Source organism: Bradyrhizobium sp. MI1.3, assembly GCF_055811695.1.
In genome coordinates this window covers 147,958-168,030 of record NZ_JBVVPQ010000012.1, presented here as the reverse complement: position 1 = coordinate 168,030, position 20,073 = coordinate 147,958, and the positions used below count along the sequence as shown (strand labels likewise).

15 protein-coding genes and 2 pseudogenes are annotated in these 20,073 nt (G+C 65.0%); 13 read left to right on the top strand and 4 right to left on the bottom strand.

The window, feature by feature from the left end; translation table 11 throughout:
• The 4 genes and pseudogenes from AC0L3A_RS11910 to AC0L3A_RS11895 all read left to right on the top strand — a co-directional run.
• Nucleotides 1-522 (top strand): (2Fe-2S)-binding protein (locus AC0L3A_RS11910; protein WP_473254396.1); only part of this gene is annotated, 522 nt, incomplete at its 5' end.
• The gene (locus AC0L3A_RS11905) at nt 519-1,640 is read left to right on the top strand and encodes an NAD(P)/FAD-dependent oxidoreductase (RefSeq protein WP_007596368.1); all 1,122 of its coding nucleotides are present in this window, start codon (nt 519-521) and stop codon (nt 1,638-1,640) included. The genes AC0L3A_RS11910 and AC0L3A_RS11905, both read left to right, overlap by 4 nt.
• 15 nt (nt 1,641-1,655) lie before the next feature.
• Nucleotides 1,656-2,003, top strand: coding sequence for a RidA family protein (locus AC0L3A_RS11900; RefSeq protein ID WP_007596366.1), 348 nt, complete (start codon nt 1,656-1,658; stop codon nt 2,001-2,003).
• 171 nt (nt 2,004-2,174) lie between these two features.
• A pseudogene (locus AC0L3A_RS11895) lies at nt 2,175-3,757 on the top strand (ABC-F family ATP-binding cassette domain-containing protein).
• A 174-nt stretch (nt 3,758-3,931) separates the two neighbouring features.
• Here AC0L3A_RS11895 and AC0L3A_RS11890 read toward each other — a convergent pair.
• Nucleotides 3,932-5,266, bottom strand: a complete 1,335-nt coding sequence (locus AC0L3A_RS11890) for a dicarboxylate/amino acid:cation symporter (protein WP_007596363.1) — start codon at nt 5,264-5,266, stop codon at nt 3,932-3,934.
• A gap of 125 nt (nt 5,267-5,391) precedes the next feature.
• On the opposite strand from AC0L3A_RS11890, the gene AC0L3A_RS11885 reads away from it, so the two are divergent.
• The 8 genes from AC0L3A_RS11885 (at nt 5,392) to AC0L3A_RS11850 (ending at nt 15,343) form a co-directional block, all read left to right on the top strand.
• The gene (locus tag AC0L3A_RS11885; RefSeq protein WP_007596361.1) at nt 5,392-6,711 is read left to right on the top strand and encodes a solute carrier family 23 protein; all 1,320 of its coding nucleotides are present in this window, start codon (nt 5,392-5,394) and stop codon (nt 6,709-6,711) included.
• A gap of 73 nt (nt 6,712-6,784) precedes the next feature.
• Nucleotides 6,785-7,621, top strand: a complete 837-nt coding sequence (locus AC0L3A_RS11880; protein WP_007596359.1) for an SDR family oxidoreductase — start codon at nt 6,785-6,787, stop codon at nt 7,619-7,621.
• Nucleotides 7,622-7,674: 53 nt separating this feature from the next.
• The gene (locus AC0L3A_RS11875) at nt 7,675-8,481 is read left to right on the top strand and encodes an NAD-dependent protein deacetylase (RefSeq protein WP_007596352.1); all 807 of its coding nucleotides are present in this window, start codon (nt 7,675-7,677) and stop codon (nt 8,479-8,481) included.
• 140 nt (nt 8,482-8,621) lie between these two features.
• Entirely contained in the window at nt 8,622-10,706 is a 2,085-nt protein-coding gene (locus AC0L3A_RS11870) for a hydantoinase/oxoprolinase family protein (RefSeq protein ID WP_473254395.1), read from the top strand.
• 2 nt (nt 10,707-10,708) lie between these two features.
• Complete coding sequence (locus AC0L3A_RS11865; protein ID WP_007596349.1) at nt 10,709-12,367, top strand: hydantoinase B/oxoprolinase family protein; 1,659 nt, start codon at nt 10,709-10,711, stop codon at nt 12,365-12,367.
• A gap of 39 nt (nt 12,368-12,406) precedes the next feature.
• The gene (locus AC0L3A_RS11860; RefSeq protein WP_007596348.1) at nt 12,407-13,405 is read left to right on the top strand and encodes a TRAP transporter substrate-binding protein; all 999 of its coding nucleotides are present in this window, start codon (nt 12,407-12,409) and stop codon (nt 13,403-13,405) included.
• Nucleotides 13,406-13,414: 9 nt separating this feature from the next.
• Nucleotides 13,415-14,008, top strand: coding sequence for a TRAP transporter small permease subunit (locus AC0L3A_RS11855; RefSeq protein WP_007596347.1), 594 nt, complete (start codon nt 13,415-13,417; stop codon nt 14,006-14,008).
• A 30-nt stretch (nt 14,009-14,038) separates the two neighbouring features.
• Nucleotides 14,039-15,343 (top strand): TRAP transporter large permease, encoded by a 1,305-nt coding sequence (locus AC0L3A_RS11850; RefSeq protein WP_007596346.1) that lies wholly within the window; start codon nt 14,039-14,041, stop codon nt 15,341-15,343.
• Nucleotides 15,344-15,393: 50 nt separating this feature from the next.
• Here AC0L3A_RS11850 and AC0L3A_RS11845 read toward each other — a convergent pair whose 3' ends face one another.
• Nucleotides 15,394-16,038, bottom strand: a complete 645-nt coding sequence (locus tag AC0L3A_RS11845; protein WP_007596345.1) for a glutathione binding-like protein — start codon at nt 16,036-16,038, stop codon at nt 15,394-15,396.
• 116 nt (nt 16,039-16,154) lie between these two features.
• Between AC0L3A_RS11845 and AC0L3A_RS11840 the strand changes: the two genes are divergently transcribed.
• On the top strand, nt 16,155-16,799 hold the full coding sequence (locus tag AC0L3A_RS11840) for a TetR/AcrR family transcriptional regulator (RefSeq protein WP_007596344.1): 645 nt from the start codon (nt 16,155-16,157) through the stop codon (nt 16,797-16,799).
• Nucleotides 16,800-16,941: 142 nt separating this feature from the next.
• Here the strand turns inward: AC0L3A_RS11840 and AC0L3A_RS11835 are convergent.
• Both AC0L3A_RS11835 and AC0L3A_RS11830 read right to left on the bottom strand, forming a co-directional pair.
• Nucleotides 16,942-18,909, bottom strand: a pseudogene (locus tag AC0L3A_RS11835) (methyl-accepting chemotaxis protein).
• A gap of 117 nt (nt 18,910-19,026) precedes the next feature.
• Nucleotides 19,027-19,992: a 2-hydroxyacid dehydrogenase gene (locus AC0L3A_RS11830; RefSeq protein WP_007596341.1), complete on the bottom strand. Its 966-nt coding sequence runs from the start codon at nt 19,990-19,992 to the stop codon at nt 19,027-19,029.
• Between the last annotated feature and the right edge of the window lie 81 nt (nt 19,993-20,073).

Below are 20,073 nucleotides of genomic sequence, written 5' to 3'. Positions count from 1 at the left end.
CCGGCCTTTCGCCGCGCGGGCGCGGGGGCCGGCAGGGGGGGCGCCAACCCCGCGGGGGGGGGGGCCCGCAGCGGGGCGCGCGCGGCAGTGGAGGCGTTGGCGCCTGCGGCGGCGACAAAGCTTGCGACGATGGCGACGCTCCGCGCCGATCTCGCCAAGGCCGAGCGTGGCCGCGTTTTCCTGGACACGCTGTTCCGTCCGGCGCAGCAGTTTCGCATTCCCGCGGGCGACACCATCGTCTGTCGCTGCGAGGAGGTCACCGCAAAGGATATTCTCGACGCCGTCGCGATCGGCGCGACCGGGCCGAACCAGCTCAAGGCCTATCGCCGCACCGGCATGGGTCCGTGCCAGGGTCGGCTCTGCGGCCTCACCGTCACCGAGCTGATGGCGCAGGCACGAGGCAAGAGCCCGCAGGAGATCGGCTATTACCGGCTGCGCGCGCCGGTCAAGCCGATCACGCTCGCCGAGCTTGCCGCGGTTCCAAAGAGCGAAGACGACATCAAGGCGGTGGTGCGCGGATGACTAAAAACGTGGATGCGATCGTCGTCGGCGGCGGCATCCACGGGTGCTCGACTGCGCTGCATCTGTGTCTTGCCGGCCTGAAGCCGGTGCTGATCGAGAAGGACTATGCCGGCCGGCACGCCTCCGGCGTCAACGCCGGCGGCGTGCGCCAGCTTGCGCGGCACATCCCCGAAATCCCGCTTTCGATCCGCTCGATGGGAATCTGGGAGAAGATCACCGATCTCCTCGACGACGATTGCAGCTTCGAGAGCTATGGCCAGGTTCTCGTCGCAGAGAACGAGGAGGAACTCGCGGCCTGCCGTGCACGTGTGGCCGAGCTCAACGCGCTCGGCTTCACCCATGAGGAGCTGATCGATGCGGCCGAGCTGCGGCGCCTCGTGCCTGCGGTCGCCGAGACCTGTCCCGGCGGCGTGGTCTCGCGCCGCGACGGTGCAGCCAATCCCGCGCAGGCGACGACGGCGTTCCGGCGCAAGGCCGGGCAGCTCGGTGCGACCGTGCGCGAGGGCATTGCCGCCACGAACATCCGGCACACCGATGGCCTCTGGCATGTCGATGTCGGCGCCGAGAGCTTTGCCGCGCCCGTGCTCGTCAATGCCGCCGGCGCCTGGGCCGGGACCATCGCAGCCGCGCTCGGTGAGCCCGTTCCGGTCGAGACAGTTGCGCCGATGCTGATGATCACCTCGCGCGTGCCGCATTTCATCGACCCGGTCGTGATCCTGCGCGGTCGCAAACTGTCATTCAAGCAATTCAGGAACGGCACGGTGCTGATCGGCGGCGGCCATCTGGCAACGCCGTACCGAGATCGCAACGAGACCGTGCTGGACTGGAAGAGCCTCGCGACGAGCGCCCGCACCGTGTTCGAGCTGTTCCCGGTCATGCGCGACGCGACGATCATGCGGGCCTGGGCCGGCATCGAGGCCAAGACCAAGGACGATCTGCCCGTGTTCGGACCGAGCAGCCGCCACAAGGGCCTCTATCACCAGTTCGGCTTCTCGCTCCACGGTTTCCAGCTCGGCCCCGGCGCGGGCGCCGTCATGGCGGAGCTGATTGTCAATGGCGGCACCCAGACCCGCATCGGCGATCTCGGCATCGACCGTTTCCATCCCTCCACGCTCTAGCAACAAGAGGACATCATGAGCATCACCCGCAGCATCCGCACGCCCATCATGCACCGCGCCGTCGAAGCCAACGGCTTCGTCTTCATTGGCGGCACCATCGCCGACGACACCTCGGTGTCGATGGGCGAGCAGACCCGCAACATCCTCGGCAAGATCGCGGGCTATCTGAAGGAAGCGGGCACCGACAAGTCGCGCGTTGTGAGCACCTCGATCTTTGTCACGGATCTTTCCAAGAAGAAGGAGATGGACGCGGTCTGGACCGAGTTCTTCGGCGACAATCTGCCGACCCGTGCCACCGTCGGCGTCGCCGATCTCGGCGGCAGCGCGCTGATCGAGGTCGTGGTCACCGCGCTCAAGGGCTGATCGCGCAGGCCGGCGGGCACGTCAGCACTCCCGCGCGCTGTCGTCCCTGCGAGCCTCGCCTTGATCTCGCGCTTCGATGGGACTAGTTAGAAGCTCCTCAAACAGGATATTCGAGAGCCATGGATTTTACCCCGACCGCAAAGCCGACCTGCCTTGCTCACGGGGAATTCCATGCCTGCTTCAATCATCCTGTCCAACCTGTCGCTGTCCACGCCTGACGGCCGCTCTCTTTTTTCCAATATCGATCTGACGTTCGGCGCCGAGCGGACCGGCCTCGTCGGCCGCAACGGCGTCGGGAAGACGACGCTGCTTGCAGCGATTTTGCGCGAGCACATCCCCCAGTCGGGGCGCATTGCCGTCAATGGAACTGTCGGTCTGCTGCGGCAGGATGTCCAGCCGCTTGCGGGCGCGAAGGTGATCGATCTGTTCGTTGTGCGAGCCGCGCTCGATCTCCTTCGCCGTGCCGCGCGCGGGGATGCCTCGGCTGAGGAGGTCACCGAGGTCGATTGGACCCTCGAAACGCGGCTTGCATCCGCCCTTGCGCGCATCGGGTTCGATGTCGCTCCGGAGCTCGAGCTCGGCAGCCTGTCGGGCGGCCAGGTCACGCGGGTTCGTCTCGCCGCGCTGATCTTTGCGGAGCCGGATTTCCTGCTGCTCGACGAGCCCACCAACAATCTCGATCGGGAGGGGCGCAAGGCCGTGATCGATTTCCTTGCGTCCTGGCGCGGTGGGGCGATTGTCGTCAGCCACGATCGGAGCCTGCTCGAAACCATGGATGCGATTGTCGAGCTGACGTCGCTCGGAGCCGCGCGATACGGCGGCAATTGGAGCAGTTATTGCGAGCAGAAAGCTGCCGCGCTCGCGCTGTCGGGCACGACCTCGCGCATGCCGAGAGGCGGCTGTCCGCGATCGAGGGGAAGACGCAGGAGGCTGCGGAGAGGAAAGCGCGCAAGGACAGCGGCGGTAAGAAGAAACGCACCAAGGGCGACATGCCGCGCATCCTGGCCGGCGCGCGCAAGGACCGTAGCGAAGACACCGGCGGCAAGAACGCGCGGATCGCCGAGCGGCGGCGTGCGGATGCGCTTGAGGCCGTCGATAGGGCGCGGCGCCGCATCGAGATTCTTCAGCCGCTGTCGGTGAAGCTGCCCTCGACTCAGCTGCCGGCCGGCAGGGAGGTAGTCTGGCTCGATTGTGTCAGTGCCGGCTATCGGCCGGACCGGGAAGTCTTGCGCGAGCTATCGCTCGCGATCGTCGGTCCGGAGCGCTTGGCAATTGTCGGGCCCAACGGTTCCGGCAAGACGACGCTGCTGAAACTCATCGCTGGCGAACTACGTCCGCTCTCCGGCACCGTGCGGGTCAGGCCCGACCTTGCGCTGTTCGATCAGAAGGTCAGCCTGCTCGATCCCGCGGTCTCTATCCTGGACAATTTCAGGCGCTTCCATCCGAAGGCGGGTGCAAATGAATGCCATGCCGCGCTGGCCCGGTTCATGTTTCGCGCCGATGCCGCCTTGCAGATCGTAGGACATTTGAGCGGCGGGCAGATGTTTCGCGCCGGCCTCGCCTGCGTGCTGGGCGGAGCGATGCCGCCGTCCTTGCTGATCCTCGACGAGCCGACCAATCATTTGGACATTGAGGCAATCGAAGCCGTCGAAGCGGGCTTGAGGGCCTATGACGGCGCGCTGCTCGTCGTCAGTCATGACGAGGCGTTCTTGCAGGCGATCGGGATCACGCGCAGGGTCGAACTGGCCGGCTAAGTCCGCTGCCCATCGTTGATTAACAAAAACCCGACGCCCTGCCCCCAGCGCGTCGGGTGAAAAAAATGACTATCAATCCGTGATCCCAACGCAGCAGTTGTGACTCGCGTTGCGCCAATTTACCACTCCGGGAAACTACCGCGTTGGAACCGGACTCCGCCAAACCTGCGCGGCTTAGGAGGCGGCGCTGCCGCCCGGTTCAAGCGCCTCACCCATCTCCAGCGGATGGGCCATGGCGTCGTGCAGCGCATCACGGTCGAGCTCGCCTTCGGAGATGCTGATGACGACGCAGGCGACACCGTTACCGATCAGATTGGTGAGCGCGCGGCACTCGCTCATGAACTTGTCGATGCCGACCAGGATCGCGATCGACTGGATCGGGATGTCCGGCACGATCGAGAGCGTTGCCGCGAGCGTGATGAAGCCCGCCCCGGTCACGCCCGAGGCGCCCTTCGAGGTGATCATGGCGATGCCGAGAATGCCGAGCTCCTGCCAGATGGTCAGATGGGTATTGGTCGCCTGCGCCAGGAATAGCGTCGCCAGCGTCATGTAGATGTTGGTGCCGTCGAGGTTGAAGCTGTAGCCGGTTGGAATGACGAGGCCGACCACCGAACGCGAGGCGCCGAGATGCTCCATCTTCTGGATCATCTGCGGCAGCACCGTCTCCGACGACGAGGTGCCGAGCACGATCAGGAGCTCGTCCTTGATGTAGGCGATGAAGCGCAGGATCGAGAAGCCGGCGAGCCTTGCGATCGCCCCCAGCACGACCAGCACGAACAGCATGCTGGTGAGATAGAACGTACCGATCAGGGCGGCCAGGTTGAGCAGCGAACCGAGGCCGTAGGCGCCGACGGTGAAGGCCATCGCGCCGAACGCCCCGATCGGGGCGACGCGCACGATGATGCGGATGATGCCGAAGAACATCTTTGCGGCCTTGTCGATCGCTTCCGCAATGGGCTCGCCGGCCTTGCCGAGAAAGGCGATGGCGAAGCCCGACAGGATCGAGATCAGCAGCACCTGCAACAGATCGCCGCGTGCGATGGCGCCCAGATAGCTGTCGGGGATGATCGCCATCAGATGGGCGACGATGCCTTCTTCCTTGGCCTTGGTGACGTAGGTCGCCACCGATTTCGGGTCGATCGTGGCGGGATCGATATTGAAGCCATGTCCGGGCTGGAGCACCTCGCCGACCAGCAGGCCGACCGCGAGCGCCACGGTCGAGACGGTCTCGAAATAGATCAGCGACTTCAGCCCGACCCGGCCGACGCGCTTGAGGTCGCCCATCGAGGAGATGCCGTGCACCACCGTGCAGAAGATCACCGGCGCGATCATCATCTTGATCAGCGCGATGAAACCGTCACCGAGCGGCTTCAGGGCCTTGCCGAGATCGGGATAGAAATAGCCGACGAGCACCCCGAGCACGATCGCGATCAGCACCTGGATGTAGAGGATCTTGTACCAGGGCTGGTGCCGCCGGTGGATGGCTGGCTGGATCGCGATCTGTGTCATAGAATAGGCCCCGGAACGTATTGATCTTGTTTGATTTGCATCATGTGATGGCCGCTGCAGAAGCGACAATCACATTTTTGTCTGTTCGCACGAAGATCGGTCGCTGCACCGCAACTGGGGGGAACATGCCGATTGCAACGGGCTCCGACGAGCGAGCGCAAGGCTATTTCCCGCATTGGACTCTGAAGTCCTCCGGCGTGATCATGCCCGAGGAGCGGCTGCCGCTTGGCCAGACCGTGGTCTCCGGTCTCCAGCATTGCGTCGCAATGTCGGGCTCGACGATCATCGCGCCGCTGCTGATGGGGTTCGATCCCAATGTTGCGGTGCTGTTTTCCGGCATCGGCACGCTGATCTTCTTCGTCATCGTCGCGGGGCGCGTGCCGAGCTATCTCGGCTCGAGCTTCGCGTTCATCGCGGTCGTGATCGCCGCGACCGGTTACGTTGGGCACGGGCCGAACCCGAACCTGTCGGTTGCGCTTGGCGGCATCGTCGGAGCCGGCGTCCTCTACGGCGTGATCGCGCTGATCGTGATGTGGTCGGGGGTTGGCTGGATCGAGAAGCTGTTGCCGCCGGCCGTCACCGGCGCCGTGGTCGCCGCGATCGGCCTTAATCTCGCGCCGGTGGCGGTGAAGGCCGTGAGCGCCAATGCGTTCGACACGGGAATCGGGCTCGCGACCGTTCTGATCATCGGCGTGGTTGCCGTTGGCGCGCCTGGCCTGTGGCGCCGCCTGCCGATCATTCTCGGCGCGATCGGCGGATATCTTTTGTACCTGCTGTTCGCGAACGGCTTTGGCTTCGGCAAGCCGATCGACTTCACGCAAGTTTCGGCCGCGCCGTGGATCGGCCTGCCGAGTTTTACCACGCCGACCTTCCAGACCGATGCGATCGTTCTGATCGCGCCGGTCGCGATCATCCTCGTCGCCGAGAACCTCGGTCACATCAAGGCAGTCGGCGCCATGACGGGCCGGAGCCTCGATGACTATCTCGGCCGCGCCTTGCTCGCCGACAGCCTCGCGACCATCGTGGCGGCCTGCGGCGGCGGCACCGGCGTTACCACCTATGCTGAAAACATCGGCGTCATGGCGGCGACGAAGGTCTATTCGACCTTGCTGTTTGCCTTCGCGGCCCTGGTGTCGATCGTGCTCGGCTTCTCGCCGAAGTTCGGCGCGCTGGTCCTGTCGATCCCGGGCCCTGTCATCGGTGGACTCTCGATCGTGCTGTTCGGATTGATCGCCGCGATGGCCGGCCGGATCTGGGTCGAGAACAAGGTCGACTTCTCAAGTCCGGCAAACCTGATCACCGTCGCGGTCGCGCTCACCGCAGGCGCCGGAGACCTCACGCTCAAATTCGGTGCCTTCACCATCGGCGGGATCGGCACCGCAACCTTTGGCGCCATCATCCTGTACCAAATTTTGACATCGCCATTCGCGCGCCGCGCTGAATGAATCGCAGCGATGCGCTGAGGGATGGAACAAAAGGCCGGTTCCGTCGCTGATCAGGGCATCCCGGAGAGAACCCATGCCACAAACCGATCGCTCGACCTCGTTTCACTCGCGTCTTGTCGGCCAGTACGCGCTGGTGACCGGCGCCTCCCAAGGCATTGGCCGTGCCGTCGCAATCCGGCTCGCGCAGGAAGGTGCGACCGTCGCCATCAACTATGTCGATCACCCTGAAAAGGCCGAGGAGACGCTCGCGCTGGCACGGACGGCATCGAGCGATCGGGGCCACGGCAGGCTCGATCATGCAATCGTCAAGGCCGACGTGAGCAATGAGCAGGAGGTCGCGGCGATGTTCGAGATGGTTTTGGCGCGCTGGAAGCGCCTCGACTGCCTCGTCAACAATGCCGGCTTCCAGCGGGAATCGCCGAGCGAGTCGCTCGACATCGAAACCTATCGCCGCATCATCGACGTCAATCTCAACGGCGCCGTATTCTGCGCCCAGAAGGCGCTCGCGCATTTCGTGGCGCGCGGCGCAGGCGGCAGCATCATCAATTGCTCCAGCGTGCACCAGATCATCCCGAAACCCGGCTATCTCGCTTATTCCATCAGCAAGGGCGGCATGGCCAATCTGACGCGCACGCTGGCGCTGGAATTCGCGAGCCGTGGCATTCGCGTCAATGCGGTAGGTCCCGGCGCGATCGACACCCCGATCAACGCGGCCTGGACCGGCGATCCGGAAAAGCGCAGTGTGGTCACCAGCCACATTCCGCTCGGCCGCGTCGGCACGCCGGAAGAGATCGCGGCCGTGTTCGCCTTCCTCGCCTCCGATGAAGCCAGCTACATCACCGGCCAGACCATCTACGCCTGTGGAGGTCTGACGCTGTTTCCCGAGTTTCGCGACAACTGGGCGAGCTAGCGGGCGTCCTGGCCCATCTGGCAAAACCGAGCGCAGCAGACTACATCTGCGCCATGACAAATCATCCGCTCCGCGATTTCGTCGGCCGGCACGAAAATCTGTTCGTGCTGACCGGCGCCGGCTGCAGCACCAATTCGGGCATTCCCGATTATCGCGACAGTCACGGCAATTGGAAGCGGACCCAGCCCGTGAACTTCCAGGCTTTCATGTCGGAAGAGCATACGCGTCGGCGCTATTGGGCGCGCAGCCTGATCGGCTGGCGGCGGTTCGGCCAGGCGAGGCCGAACGATGCGCATCACGCGCTTGCCCGGCTCGAGGCGAGCGGGCGTTGCGGAATGCTGCTGACCCAGAACGTCGACCGGCTGCATCAATCCGCCGGCCACCGCCAGGTGATCGACCTGCATGGCCGGCTCGATCTGGTCCGCTGCATGGGCTGCGGAGCGAAGACGCCGCGGAGCGAATTCCAGGAGATGCTCGGCGGCGCCAATGCGGAATGGTTGACGCTCGATGCCGCCGATGCACCCGACGGTGATGCGGACCTGGAGCATGCGGATTTTTCGTCATTCAAGGTGCCTCCTTGCGAAGCCTGCGGCGGCATTCTCAAGCCCGATGTCGTATTCTTCGGCGAGAACGTCCCGCGCGACGTGGTCGCTACCGCGCAGGATCATCTGGCGCAGGCCGACGCCATGCTCATCGTCGGCTCGTCACTGATGGTCTATTCCGGCTTCCGCTTCGTGCAGGCTGCCGCGCACCGGCAAATCCCGATCGCTGCGGTCAATCTCGGACGCACCCGCGCCGATGATCTCCTTACGCTGAAGGTCGAGGAGCGCTGCGAAGCGGCGCTTGCATTCCTGCTCTGATGGCGCGGGCTGCGAACACGCCTTGCCTATTGCATGGGTGCCAAGCAGAATAGCTGGACACAGCATGTTCCTGTCATCCATGGCATGGAAATTGCTGCGCTTTTGTCCTCAGTCTTGACGATCAGCACGGAGAATTTGGAATGCTTGAGGGAGCCGAGGTGCGGCTTGCCGTTGATATCGGTGGCACGTTCACCGACATCGTGCTGGACGTGGGCGAGGTGCGCAAGACGCGCAAATTGCTGACGACACCGCAGCGGCCGGAAGAGGCGGTGCTGGACGGCATGCGACTCATTCTCGCTGATGCGCGCGCCCATATCAGCGACATCGACGTCTTCATTCACGGCACGACGCTCGCGACCAATGCCATCATCGAGCGTCGCGGCGCCAAGACGGCGTTGATCGCGACCGAGGGCTTTCGCGACGTGCTCGATATCGGCACCGAGAGCCGCTACGACCAGTATGACCTCAGCATCGACAAGCCCAAGCCGCTGGCGCCGCGATCCCTGCGCTTCACCGTGCCCGAGCGTATCGACGCCCACGGTGCCGTCCGCCTCCCGCTGGACGAAGCGGCGGTGCGTGCGCTCGCGCCACGATTGCGCGCGCTGAATGTCGAGAGCGTCGCGGTCGCCTTCCTGCACTCCTACGCCAATCCCGAGCACGAGCGCCGCACGGCCGCGATCATCAGCGAGGAGATGCCCGGCATTTCCGTGACCGTGTCTTCCGCGGTGTGCCCGGAGATCCGCGAATATGAGCGCACATCGACTGCGGTGGCCAACGCCTATGTGCAGCCCCTGATCGATGGTTATCTCGCCCGCATGTCCGACGCCTTGCAGGTCGAGCAGTACCGCGGCGCGATCTATCTCGTCACCTCCGGCGGCGGTGTCACCTCGATCGAGACGGCGCGGCGCTTTCCGGTGCGCCTTGTCGAATCCGGTCCCGCCGGCGGCGCCATTTTCGCGGCGCAGATCGCGGCGCGTCTCGGCGAGAGCAAGGTGCTGTCCTTCGACATGGGCGGCACCACGGCCAAGATCTGCCTGATCGAAAAATACCAGCCCGAGACCTCGCGCGTGTTCGAGGTCGATCGCGCCGCGCGCTTCCTGAAAGGTTCTGGTCTGCCGGTGCGGATTCCCGTGATCGAGATGGTCGAGATCGGCGCCGGCGGCGGCTCGATCGCCCATGTCGACGCGATGAAGCGCGTCACGGTCGGCCCCGAGAGTGCCTCCTCGGAGCCCGGACCCGCCTGCTACGGCCGCGGCGGCCTGCGCCCCGCCGTGACGGATGCCGACGTTGCGCTCGGCCTGATCGACCCCGACGCTTTTGCGGGTGGAACGATCAAGCTCGACTCTGAGCTCTCGAAGCGGGCGCTGCTGCGCGCCGTGGGCGAGCCGCTGGGCCTGTCGGCGGAGACTGCGGCCTATGCCGTGCACGAGGTCGTCTGCGAGAACATGGCGAGTGCGGCCCGCGTGCATGCGGTCGAGCGCGGCGAGATTGTCGGTCAGCATACGCTGATCGCCTTCGGGGGCGCGGCACCGCTGCATGCGGCGCGCGTCGCCGAAAAGATCGGCGTCTCCCGCGTGATCGTCCCTTCCAATGCCGGCGTCGGCTCGGCCGTTGGCTTCCTTGCGGCTCCGATCGCCTACGAGCTGGTGCGCAGCCGTCATGTCCGGCTCGACGATTTCGACACCGATGGTGTTTCCGACCTGCTCCAGGAGATGGTGACCGAAGCGCGTACGCTGGTCGAGACGGGTGCGGCCGGTGCGCCGGTGCGCGAGCGCCGCGCCGCCTTCATGCGCTATGTCGGCCAGGGCCATGAGATCTCGATCGAACTGCCGAACCGCCGGTTGGCGACGGCCGACCTGGCCGGACTGCGCCAGAAGTTCGAGGCGGATTATGCGGCGATGTTCGAGCGGTCGATCCCGGGTGCGGCAATCGAGGTGTTGAGCTGGTCCGTGCTCGCGACGACCGAGGCGCGCAATCCGGCTATGGTCGCGGCCGTTACGCGCAAGCCCGCCGGGAAGGCGACCGGCAGCCGCAAGTTCTTCGATGGTAGGGCAGGGGAGGTGATCGAGATCCCGCTCTATCGCCGTGAAGACATGGCACCGGGCGCGACGATTGCAGGTCCCGCGGTGATCGCGGAGGACGAGACCTCGACGTTCGTCTCTAACAGTTTTGATGCCCATATCGATGGTGCTGGCAGCATCGTCATGGAACGGAAGGCGGCCTGATCATGAGCAAGGCAAGCGGCGCGAGCCTGATCGACCTTCAGATCATGTGGCACCGGCTGATCGCCGTGGTCGAGGAGCAGGCGCAGGTGCTGCTCCGCACCGCCTTCAGCCCGATCGTGCGCGAATGCGGTGACCTTTCGGCCGGCGTGTTCGACCTCAAGGGCCGGATGCTGGCGCAGGCGGTGACCGGCACGCCCGGCCACGTCAACTCGATGGCGGAATCGGTCAAGCACTTCATCGCCCACTTTCCGATCGAGACGATGAAGGAGGGCGACGCTTACATCACCAACGATCCCTGGATGGGCACCGGCCATCTCAACGATTTCGTCGTCACCACGCCCTGCTTCAAGGACGGCAAGCCGGTGGCGCTGTTTTCCTGCACCAGCCATCTCATGGACATCGGCGGCATCGGCTTCGGGCCTGATGCCACCGACGTGTTCATGGAGGGGCTCTACATCCCCATGCTGAAGCTGATCGACCGGGGCGTCGTCAACGAGACGCTGATGGCGATGATCCGCACCAACACGCGGCTGCCGATCGACACCGAGGGCGACACCTACTCGCTTGCCGGCTGCAACGACGTCGGCTGCGAGCGCCTGGTCGAGATGATGACCGAGTTCGGCATCGACACGCTCGACGCACTCGGCGACTACATTTGCGACCGCTCGCGCGAGGCCGTGCTGGCTGAGATCGCCAAGCTGCCGAAGGGCACCTGGCGCAACACCATGGTGGTCGACGGCTATGATGCGCCGGTCTCGCTTGAGGCGACGCTGACCATCTCGGACGCGGGCATTCACGTCGATTTCGACGGCACCTCGGCCGCGTCCAGGTTCGGCATCAACGTGCCTCTGTCCTACACCATCGCCTACACCGTGTTCGGTCTCGGCTGCGTCGTCGCCTCGCAGATCCCGAACAATGCCGGCTCGCTCTCGCCGCTGACGGTGTCGGCTCCCCCTGGCGCAATCCTCAATGCGCCGAAGCCGGCGCCGGTCGCCTCGCGCCATATCATCGGCCAGATGCTGCCCGACGTCGTGTTCGGCTGCCTGCGCCAGATCATTCCCGAGCGCGTGCCCGCGGAAGGCACCTCGTGCCTGTGGAATCTCAATGTGCGCGGACAGACCCGCTCGGGCGCCGGCGGCAATTACGGGTTCTCGATGGCGGTGACCTCCAATGGCGGCACCGGCGCGCGCTTCGCGAAGGATGGGCTGTCCGCGACCGCCTATCCCAGCGGTGTGCGCGGCACGCCGGTCGAGATCGCCGAGACGCAGACGCCGCTGATCTTCTGGCGCAAGGAACTGCGGCCGGATTCCGGCGGGGCAGGGCGCACCCGCGGCGGCCTCGGCCAGATCATCGAGGTCGGCAGCGGCGTCGATGCGCCGTTCGACATTCTGGCGGCGTTCGACCGCATCGATCATCCGCCACGCGGCCGCGATGGCGGCAAGAACGGCGAGGCCGGCTATGTCGGCCTGAAGTCCGGCAAGAAGCTGCGTGGAAAAGGCTTTCAGCAGGTGCCGCCAGACGATCGGCTGGTGGTGCTCACACCAGGCGGCGCCGGCATCGGCGATCCCAGGGAGCGCGCGCCGACAGCCGTCAACGACGACATCGAAAGCGGCCTCGTGTCGGCCGACAACGCGGTTGCAGTTTATGGGCATACGCGATGACGCTTCAGGCGTCGTGCGCGTAGCAAACGGAGGGGCCTAATGATCACGCGACGGAATTTTACAGCGGGCGCAGCGACACTGCTCGCAGCCGGCCACATTTCGACCCGCGCGCGAGCTGCGACGGTGAGCTGGGACATGTCGACGGTATGGCCCGACGGCAATTTCCACACCCAGAACGCGTTTGCCTTCGCCGACGAGGTGAAGAAGCAGAGCGGCGGTTCGGTCGCGATCACCGTGAAGGCCGGCGGACAGCTCGGCTTCAAGGGCCCCGAGCATCTGCGCGCCGTGCGCGACGGCCTGGTGCCGCTTGCCGACGTCCTCAACATCCAGCAGGTCGGCGACGAGCCCTTCATGGGCGTCGAAAGCATTCCCTTTCTCTGCGGCTCCATGGACGAATTGAAGGTGCTGCACAAATATGTGCGGCCCGAATACGAGAAGGTCGCCGCGCGCAACAACCAGAAGATCCTCTACATCGTGCCCTGGCCGACGCAGTATCTGCACCTCAAGGTCAAGGTCGCCGATGTCGACGGCTTGAAGAACATCAAGATCCGCGTGCCCGACAAGAACGCCGTCGACATGCTGGCCGTGGTCGGCATGGCGCCGGTGATGATTCCCTGGGGCGAGACCATCCCGGCGCTGGCGTCGGGCGCAGTCTCCGGCGTATCGACCTCGGCGGTGTCGGGCGTCGACGGAAAATTCTGGGAATTCTTGAAATACATCTACCCGACCAATCACGTCTGGTCGTCGCAGATGCTCACCGTCAACCTCGATTCCTGGAAGGCGCTGAGTGCCGATCAGCAACAGCTCGTCGTGGGCATTGCCGCCAAGATGGAGCCGGGCTTCTGGGCGAACTCGCTCAAGGCCGACGTCGACAGCCTCAACCGGCTCAAGGAAGGCGGCATGGAGGTGGTGCCGGTCTCGGAGGCCATGATCACGGACATTCGCGCCAAAACCGCGCCGCAGCTTGACGCTTTCGTCAAGCGCGTGCCGGCGGCCGACAAGCCGGTGCGGGCCTATCTCGCCGAAATGAAGCGCTGAGGACGGGCCGTGGTCAGCGTTTCGCCCGCAGCTCCGCACAGTCTTAACGCAGCGGCGCCGGCGCCGCTGCGCATCCTGCTCGACGGCATCGATCGTCTTGGCCGGCTGGACGGCTGGATCGGCGGCGGCTGCCTCTTGATGCTGACGCTGCTGATGCTGTGCGAGGTCGCAACGCGCTTCCTCTCGAACTTCCTGCCGTTCTTTCCGCCCACGATCTCGATCGCGTGGGAGTATTCCTCCTATCTGATGGCGGCGTCCTTCACCTTCGGCGCAGCCATGACCCTGCGTGTTGGCGGCCATATCCGTGTCGTGCTGCTGCTGAAGAACGTCCCGGCCCCCTTTCAGCGCGCGATCGAAATCCTGTCGGCCGCCGCCGGCTTCGCCTTCATGGCCTTCCTGACATCGTCGATGGCGAAGTTCGCCTTCGGCGCCTATGTGCGCGGCCAGGTTTCGACCTCGAGCGACACCCCGCTGTGGTTTCCGCAGGCCGTCGTCGCCTTCGGCATGCTGCTGCTGACGCTCCAGTTCCTGGCGCGCGCGATCCAGGCCGTGCTCGGCCTGCCGCTGGAGGATCATCGCATGAAGGCCTCGCCCGTCGAATGATCGCCCTCGCGCCAGCGGACACCGGATTCCATGACCATTGAAGTCGTCGCTCTCTTCGCGATCCTGTTTGCGCTTCTAGCCTGCGGCGTCTGGATCGGCCTGACGCTTGCGCTCACTGCGACGCTGCTGCTGGCGATGTTCCGCTCGATCCCGCTCGACAAGCTGCTGCCGCAATACGCCTGGAACATCTTGACGACGCAGGAATTGCTGGCGTTGCCACTGTTCATCCTGATGGGCGAGTTGCTGTTTCGCACCCGCTTGTCACGTTCGCTGTTCCAGGGGCTCGCGCCCTGGGCAGGGCTTCTGCCGGGTCGTCTTCTGCATGTGAACGTGATCGGCTGCACCATCTTCGCGGCGATCTCCGGCTCGTCGGCGGCGACGACGCAGGTGATCGGCCGCATGTCGCTCAACGAACTCACACGCCGCGGCTATTCCCGCGACATCGCGATCGGCTCGCTCGCCGGCGCCGGCACGCTCGGCTTTTTGATCCCGCCGTCCAACATCATGATCATCTATGGCGTGCTCGGCGACGTTTCTATTCTCAAGCTCTTTACCGCCGGCGTGCTGCCCGGCCTCCTGCTGGCGGCCACCTTCATGGGATGGGTGATGCTGCACACGACGTTCAACCGCACGCTGGTGCCGGAGTCCGAGGCAAAGCTCTCGCAGGTGCCGTGGCGCGAACGTTTTGCGGCGCTGAAGGACCTTGCGCCGGCGCTGTTCCTGATCGCCTGCGTGCTCGGCTCGATGTATGGCGGGCTGGCCACGCCGTCGGAGGCCGCCGCGGTCGGCGTGCTCGGCGCGGCACTGGTCGCCTGGGCGCAGGGCTCGATGTCGCAGCAGGTGATCCGCGACGTGCTGATCGGCTCGATCGTGACCTGCTCGATGATCGCACTGATCGTGCTCGGCGCCTCGATCCTCGGCAACGCCGCGGCCTTCCTCGGAATCCCGCAGGCGGTCGCCGCCTTCGTGAAAGGCTTGGGGCTATCGCCCTTCATGCTGATCGTGGTTCTGATTATCTTCTACCTGATCCTCGGCTGCTTCCTCGACGGCTTCTCGATGATCGTGATGACGCTGCCGATCGTGCTGCCGATCGTGAAGGGCGCGGGCTTCGACGAGATCTGGTTCGGCATCTTCCTCGTGCTCGCCGTCGAGATGGCCCAGATCACGCCGCCGGTTGGTTTCAACCTGTTCGTGATCCAGGGCTTGACCGACGACGGCCTCGGCTACATCGCGCGGGTCACGATGCCGTACCTGCTCATCATGGTCGGCTTCGTTCTGCTGCTGACGCTCTGGCCCGGCATCGTCACGATCCTCCCGAGGGTGCTGTACGGATAGATTGCGCCGCCCCGGCCGCTCAGCCGGGACGGCGCCTCAATCGTCAAAGCTTACGCCGCGGCCTTCTTCCGCGCCTGCTCGGCCTTGTACAGCTCGAACTCTTCCGCGATCGCCTTGGCGATCGACGGCCGTTGACGCAGGCGTTCGTAATAGGCCTTCACATTTGGCCATTTCGCGAGCTCGATCGGCGGCGTCGCCATGGTCCAGTTGATGACCGTGATGAGATAGGCGTCGGCAACGCTGAAATGGTCGAGCAGGAAGTCGCGCCCCTTCAGGTAATTGTCGAGATAGTCCAGCCGCGACAGGTTCTTCTCCAGCGCATACGCTTTCGTTTCCTGCGGCGCCTTGCGGTCGAGCACCGGGATGAACAGGCCCTTGTGCAGTTCGGTGCCGATGAAGCAGAGCCATTGATGCAGCCGCGTGCGATCGATGCCCGCTGCAGCGCCGAGGCCCGATTGCGGGAAGCGGTCGGCGATGTATTGCAGGATCGCGGCGTTTTCGGTCAGCACCACGCCCTCGTCGGTGCGCAGTGTCGGCACGAGGCCGATCGGATTCACGGTTCGGAAGTCAGTGCCGTCGCTCAGCACTGTCTTGGTCGGCGGATCGACTTCGAGATAATTGGCTTCGGCGCCGGCTTCATACAGCGCGACGCGGCTCGCCATCGAACAGGCGAGCGGCGAGAAATAAAGATCCATCTTGAGCCTCCTTGGGCAATTCTTCGATGTGACATTCGGAGTGTCGCTCAACCCGGCCAGATTGATTTTTGTACTGTCTTGCATATTATGGAGGCGGTCAAGGATTAAATTGCGAAATGGTACAAAAATCGAAGCCGCCAACTGCTGCCACGGAGCCTAAACGCCGCGGCCGTCCGCGCGCTTATGAACCCGACATCGCGCTTGGCAAGGCGCTCGACCTGTTCCGCACGCAGGGTTTCGCGGCGACCTCGCTCGACGATCTCAGCGAGGCCACCGGCATGAATCGCCCGAGCCTCTACGGCGCCTTCGGCGACAAGCGCGAGCTCTACATCAAGAGCTATCAGCGCTACCGCGAGGACGCGCGCGCATCGATGGTGGAGATCTTTCGCCAGGAGATGCCCGTGCGCCGGCGGCTGGAGCGTATCTTCGCCTCCGCGCTGAACATCTATCTCTCCGGCGAGACCGGCCCGCGCGGCTGCTTCACCGTGGTCACGGCGGCCTCCGAGGCGGTCGGCGATCCCGACATCCGCGCCATGGTGCTGGATGGCCTGTCTGAGCTCGACAAGGCATTTGCGAGTTGCTTCCGCCGCGCCAAGGAGAAAGGCGAGTTGCCCGACAGCGCCGATCCCGCCGTGCTGGCGCAGCTCGCTTCAGCGACCGTGCACTCAATTGCCATCCGCTCCCGCGCCCGCGTATCGCGGAAGGAGCTCGAGGCGATCGTGAAGGGGGCGATCGACATGATGGTAGGAGGAAAGAGCTAGGCGGTTGCGTGCGGCGAGCTATCTCCCAAACGTCGTCCTGGCGAAAGCCAGGACCCATAGCCACCGAGTCTGGTTTGGCGAAGATTCGGAGTTCCCGCCGTCGCGCCGCAGCTCCAGGACGACATTGAGTTTGTAGCCCCGCCTACGCCGCGCGAATATGCGCCAGGAAACGATCCACCTCATCGCGCAGCCGCTGCGATTGTTTCGACAGCTCGATCGCCGAGCCCAGGACTTCCTCCGCCGCTGTTCCCGTCGCGGCGATGCCGGCGGTGACGCCCGCGATGTTTTGCGAGACCTCGCCGGTGCGGGCGGCCGCCTGCTGGACGTTCTGCGCGATCTCCTGCGTCGCGGTGCCCTGCTGGCCGACGGCGGCGGCAATCGCGGCGGAGATCTCGTCGACTTCCTGGATCGTTGCGCAGATCGATTGGATGCCGTCCACTGCGCCGGTGGTCTCGCCTTGTACCGCCGTCACCTGGGCGCCGATCTCCTCGGTCGCCTTGGCGGTCTGGGTTGCCAGCGCCTTCACCTCGGAGGCAACCACCGCAAAGCCGCGGCCGGCTTCGCCCGCGCGCGCCGCCTCGATCGTCGCATTGAGTGCCAGCAGATTGGTTTGCTCGGCGATGCCGCTGATGAAGGAGACGACGTCGCCGATTTTCTGCGCAGCGTCGGCCAGACTCTGCACGCGCTCGTTCGACCGTCGCCCGTCGCTCGCAGCTTTGCCGACTACCGCGGTCGCGTGCGCAAGGCGCCGGCTGATCTCGGCCATCGACGACGACAGCTCTTCCGCGGCGGCAGCGACCGTCTGCACATTTTCCGAGGCGAGCGCCGAGGCCGACGACACCGTGCCGGTCTGCTGCCGCGATCGCTCGACGATATCAGACATCGAGCGCGCGGTGTTCTCCATCTCGACCGCGGCCGAGGAGACCGTGGTGACGACGTCGCGGATGCTGGCTTCGAAATTGTCGGCGAGAGCGGCGAAGGCGCGCCGTTTCTCCGCTTCGGATTGCGCCTTGGTGTCGGCCTGTTCGGTCTGGAGCCGGTTGAAGTTGACGGCGTTGTCGCGGAACACCGCGACAGCCTTGACCATCGCGCCGACCTCGTCATTCGCTTTGCCGACGGGGACGGTGACATCGAGGTGTCCGTCGGCCAGCTCGCGCATCACGGTGGTGATGGAGATGATCGGACGGGAGATGCTGCGGGCGATGAGATAGCCGACGATGGCGGCGAGCACGAGCCCGAGCGCGGCGATGCCGAATGCCAGCAGCCAGGCTCGGTCGGCGGAGGCCACATAGTCGGCATTGTCCATCACCAGTTCGACCGCGCCGAGGGACTTACCGGAAAAATCCCTGATCGGTCCGAGCAGCGCGGCCACTGGCGTGGTGTCGAGCTTGGCCTGTCGTATCGTGAAGTCGCCGCCGGCGGCGCGGCCGTAATCGGCCGCATCGAAGAAGCTCTTGCCCTTCAGCGTGCCGCCGAACAGCTTGAAGCCGCCGCCGTCCGCGAGATGGAAGGCGATGTCGACATGGCGGTTGGTCTTGAAGTCGTCCAGGAAGGACTGGCCGAAGGTCAGGCCAAACTCCACCGAGCCGAGATGCTTGCCGGCTTGCGCGATCGGCACCACGCCGCGGATACCGAGCCCGGCCAAGCCGCCCTCGAGGCCGACCACGACCTTGTGCTCCTGGTTGGCCATGATCACGGTCCTGCGGAAGCCCGAGAGGTCGTCGCCAAATTTAGCAGGCTGGTGTACGCGCAGGAACGAGGTCGCGGGCGCCACATGGAACTGGAACTGTTCGATGCCGTACTCCGATTTGGTCGCGGCAAACACCGGCCCGAACAGGCCGATCAAAGCGTTGCGATCCTGTTTGGCCATCGCGTCCTGCGTCGCCGGTATTGCGGCGACGACGGCGCTCATGGCGGCGGCACGCTGGGATTCCTAGGCAATTCGCGACTGGAGCGCGTCGTAATGGCTGCGCAGCTCGCGCTGATCGGCGCGGTCGATGATGCCGGAAATGATCCACATCGCCCCGAGCACGGCGAACAGGGCGGTCGCCGCCGCCGTCACCGCCAGCGCAACCGTGATCCGCATCCTGAGGCCGAGCGTGAAGCGCATGTCCGACTCGTTCGTTGAGCGTTGATTAACAACGCCTATCAACTTCTCGCTAAGAGAGGGTGAACGGGATACCGGCCGACGATCAGTGATTTTACGGGCTCGATGGCACGTGAGGTCTCAATACCCCCGCGCCCGGTCCACCACGTTCTCCAGCACGCCACCGGCCTCGAACCGCGCGATCTGCTCGGCGACATAGGCCGAGATCGCGTCAGCGTCGGTGTCGGCGGCGTTGTGCGGGGTCAGCAGCACCTTGGGATGGGTCCAGAACCGGCTGTCCGCCGGCTGCGGCTCCTGCACGAAGACGTCGAGCGAGGCGGCGCCCAGCGTGCCGTCGTCGAGGCAGGCCAGGATGTCGGCTTCGTTCTGAAGGCCGCCGCGGCCGGCGTTGATCAGCACGGGCGCACCGAGCGGGCTTTTGCGGTTGAGCTTGGTGAAGACATCGCGGTTGAGGATGCCGTGTGTATCAGGCGTCAGCGGCAACAGGCTGACGAGGATATCGGTCGTGCGCAGGAATGCATCGATCTGCCCGGCGCCATGGAAGCATTCGACGCCCGCGATGGTGCGCGGGCTGCGGCTCCAGCCGGCGACGCGGAAACCAAGCCGCCGCAGCACATCGGCCGCGTCGGCGCCGAGCGTGCCCAGTCCCATGACACCGACCGTGACGGCGCTCGCCGGCCATTGATAGGTCGGCTCCCAGCGCTTTTCGCGCTGCGACTGGCGCAGATAAAGCTCCTGGCGGTGGTGCATCAGCACGTGCTGCACGACGTATTCGGTCATGCGGCCAGTCAGATCGGGCACGGCGACACGCACCAGCGGCACGTTCGGCAGGCTCTTGTCCGCCATCAGCGCATCGACGCCGGCGCCGAGATTGAAGATCGCCCGCAGATTGGGGAAGGAGCCGAGGTCGCCCGGCACCGGCTTCCACACCGCGGCATAGTGCACCTCGGCCGGATCGAGCCCGGCATCGGGCAGCAGCACGACGCGGCGGCCGCCGCAGACCGCGTCGAACCGGGCCTTCCAGCGCTCCGGCAGCCAGTTTTGCTGCGTGCTGTTGATCAGGACGGCCAGTGTGCCTACGGTCATTCGAGTGCCTCTATAGGTTCCGTTTTTGAGGGCCCTCCTTGGCACGATCTTCCGGATTTTTCTTGCAAATTTTTTCCGCAG

Bases quoted from the DNA above. Each gene is read 5' to 3' on its own strand.
- AC0L3A_RS11905 (WP_007596368.1), top strand. From the start codon at position 519: ATGACTAAAAACGTGGATGCGATCGTCGTCGGCGGCGGCATCCACGGG.
- AC0L3A_RS11900 (WP_007596366.1), top strand. From the start codon at position 1,656: ATGAGCATCACCCGCAGCATCCGCACGCCCATCATGCACCGCGCCGTC.
- AC0L3A_RS11890 (WP_007596363.1), bottom strand. From the start codon at position 5,266: ATGACACAGATCGCGATCCAGCCAGCCATCCACCGGCGGCACCAGCCC.
- AC0L3A_RS11885 (WP_007596361.1), top strand. From the start codon at position 5,392: ATGCCGATTGCAACGGGCTCCGACGAGCGAGCGCAAGGCTATTTCCCG.
- AC0L3A_RS11880 (WP_007596359.1), top strand. From the start codon at position 6,785: ATGCCACAAACCGATCGCTCGACCTCGTTTCACTCGCGTCTTGTCGGC.
- AC0L3A_RS11875 (WP_007596352.1), top strand. From the start codon at position 7,675: ATGACAAATCATCCGCTCCGCGATTTCGTCGGCCGGCACGAAAATCTG.
- AC0L3A_RS11870 (WP_473254395.1), top strand. From the start codon at position 8,622: ATGCTTGAGGGAGCCGAGGTGCGGCTTGCCGTTGATATCGGTGGCACG.
- AC0L3A_RS11865 (WP_007596349.1), top strand. From the start codon at position 10,709: ATGAGCAAGGCAAGCGGCGCGAGCCTGATCGACCTTCAGATCATGTGG.
- AC0L3A_RS11860 (WP_007596348.1), top strand. From the start codon at position 12,407: ATGATCACGCGACGGAATTTTACAGCGGGCGCAGCGACACTGCTCGCA.
- AC0L3A_RS11850 (WP_007596346.1), top strand. From the start codon at position 14,039: ATGACCATTGAAGTCGTCGCTCTCTTCGCGATCCTGTTTGCGCTTCTA.
- AC0L3A_RS11845 (WP_007596345.1), bottom strand. From the start codon at position 16,038: ATGGATCTTTATTTCTCGCCGCTCGCCTGTTCGATGGCGAGCCGCGTC.
- AC0L3A_RS11840 (WP_007596344.1), top strand. From the start codon at position 16,155: ATGGTACAAAAATCGAAGCCGCCAACTGCTGCCACGGAGCCTAAACGC.
- AC0L3A_RS11830 (WP_007596341.1), bottom strand. From the start codon at position 19,992: ATGACCGTAGGCACACTGGCCGTCCTGATCAACAGCACGCAGCAAAAC.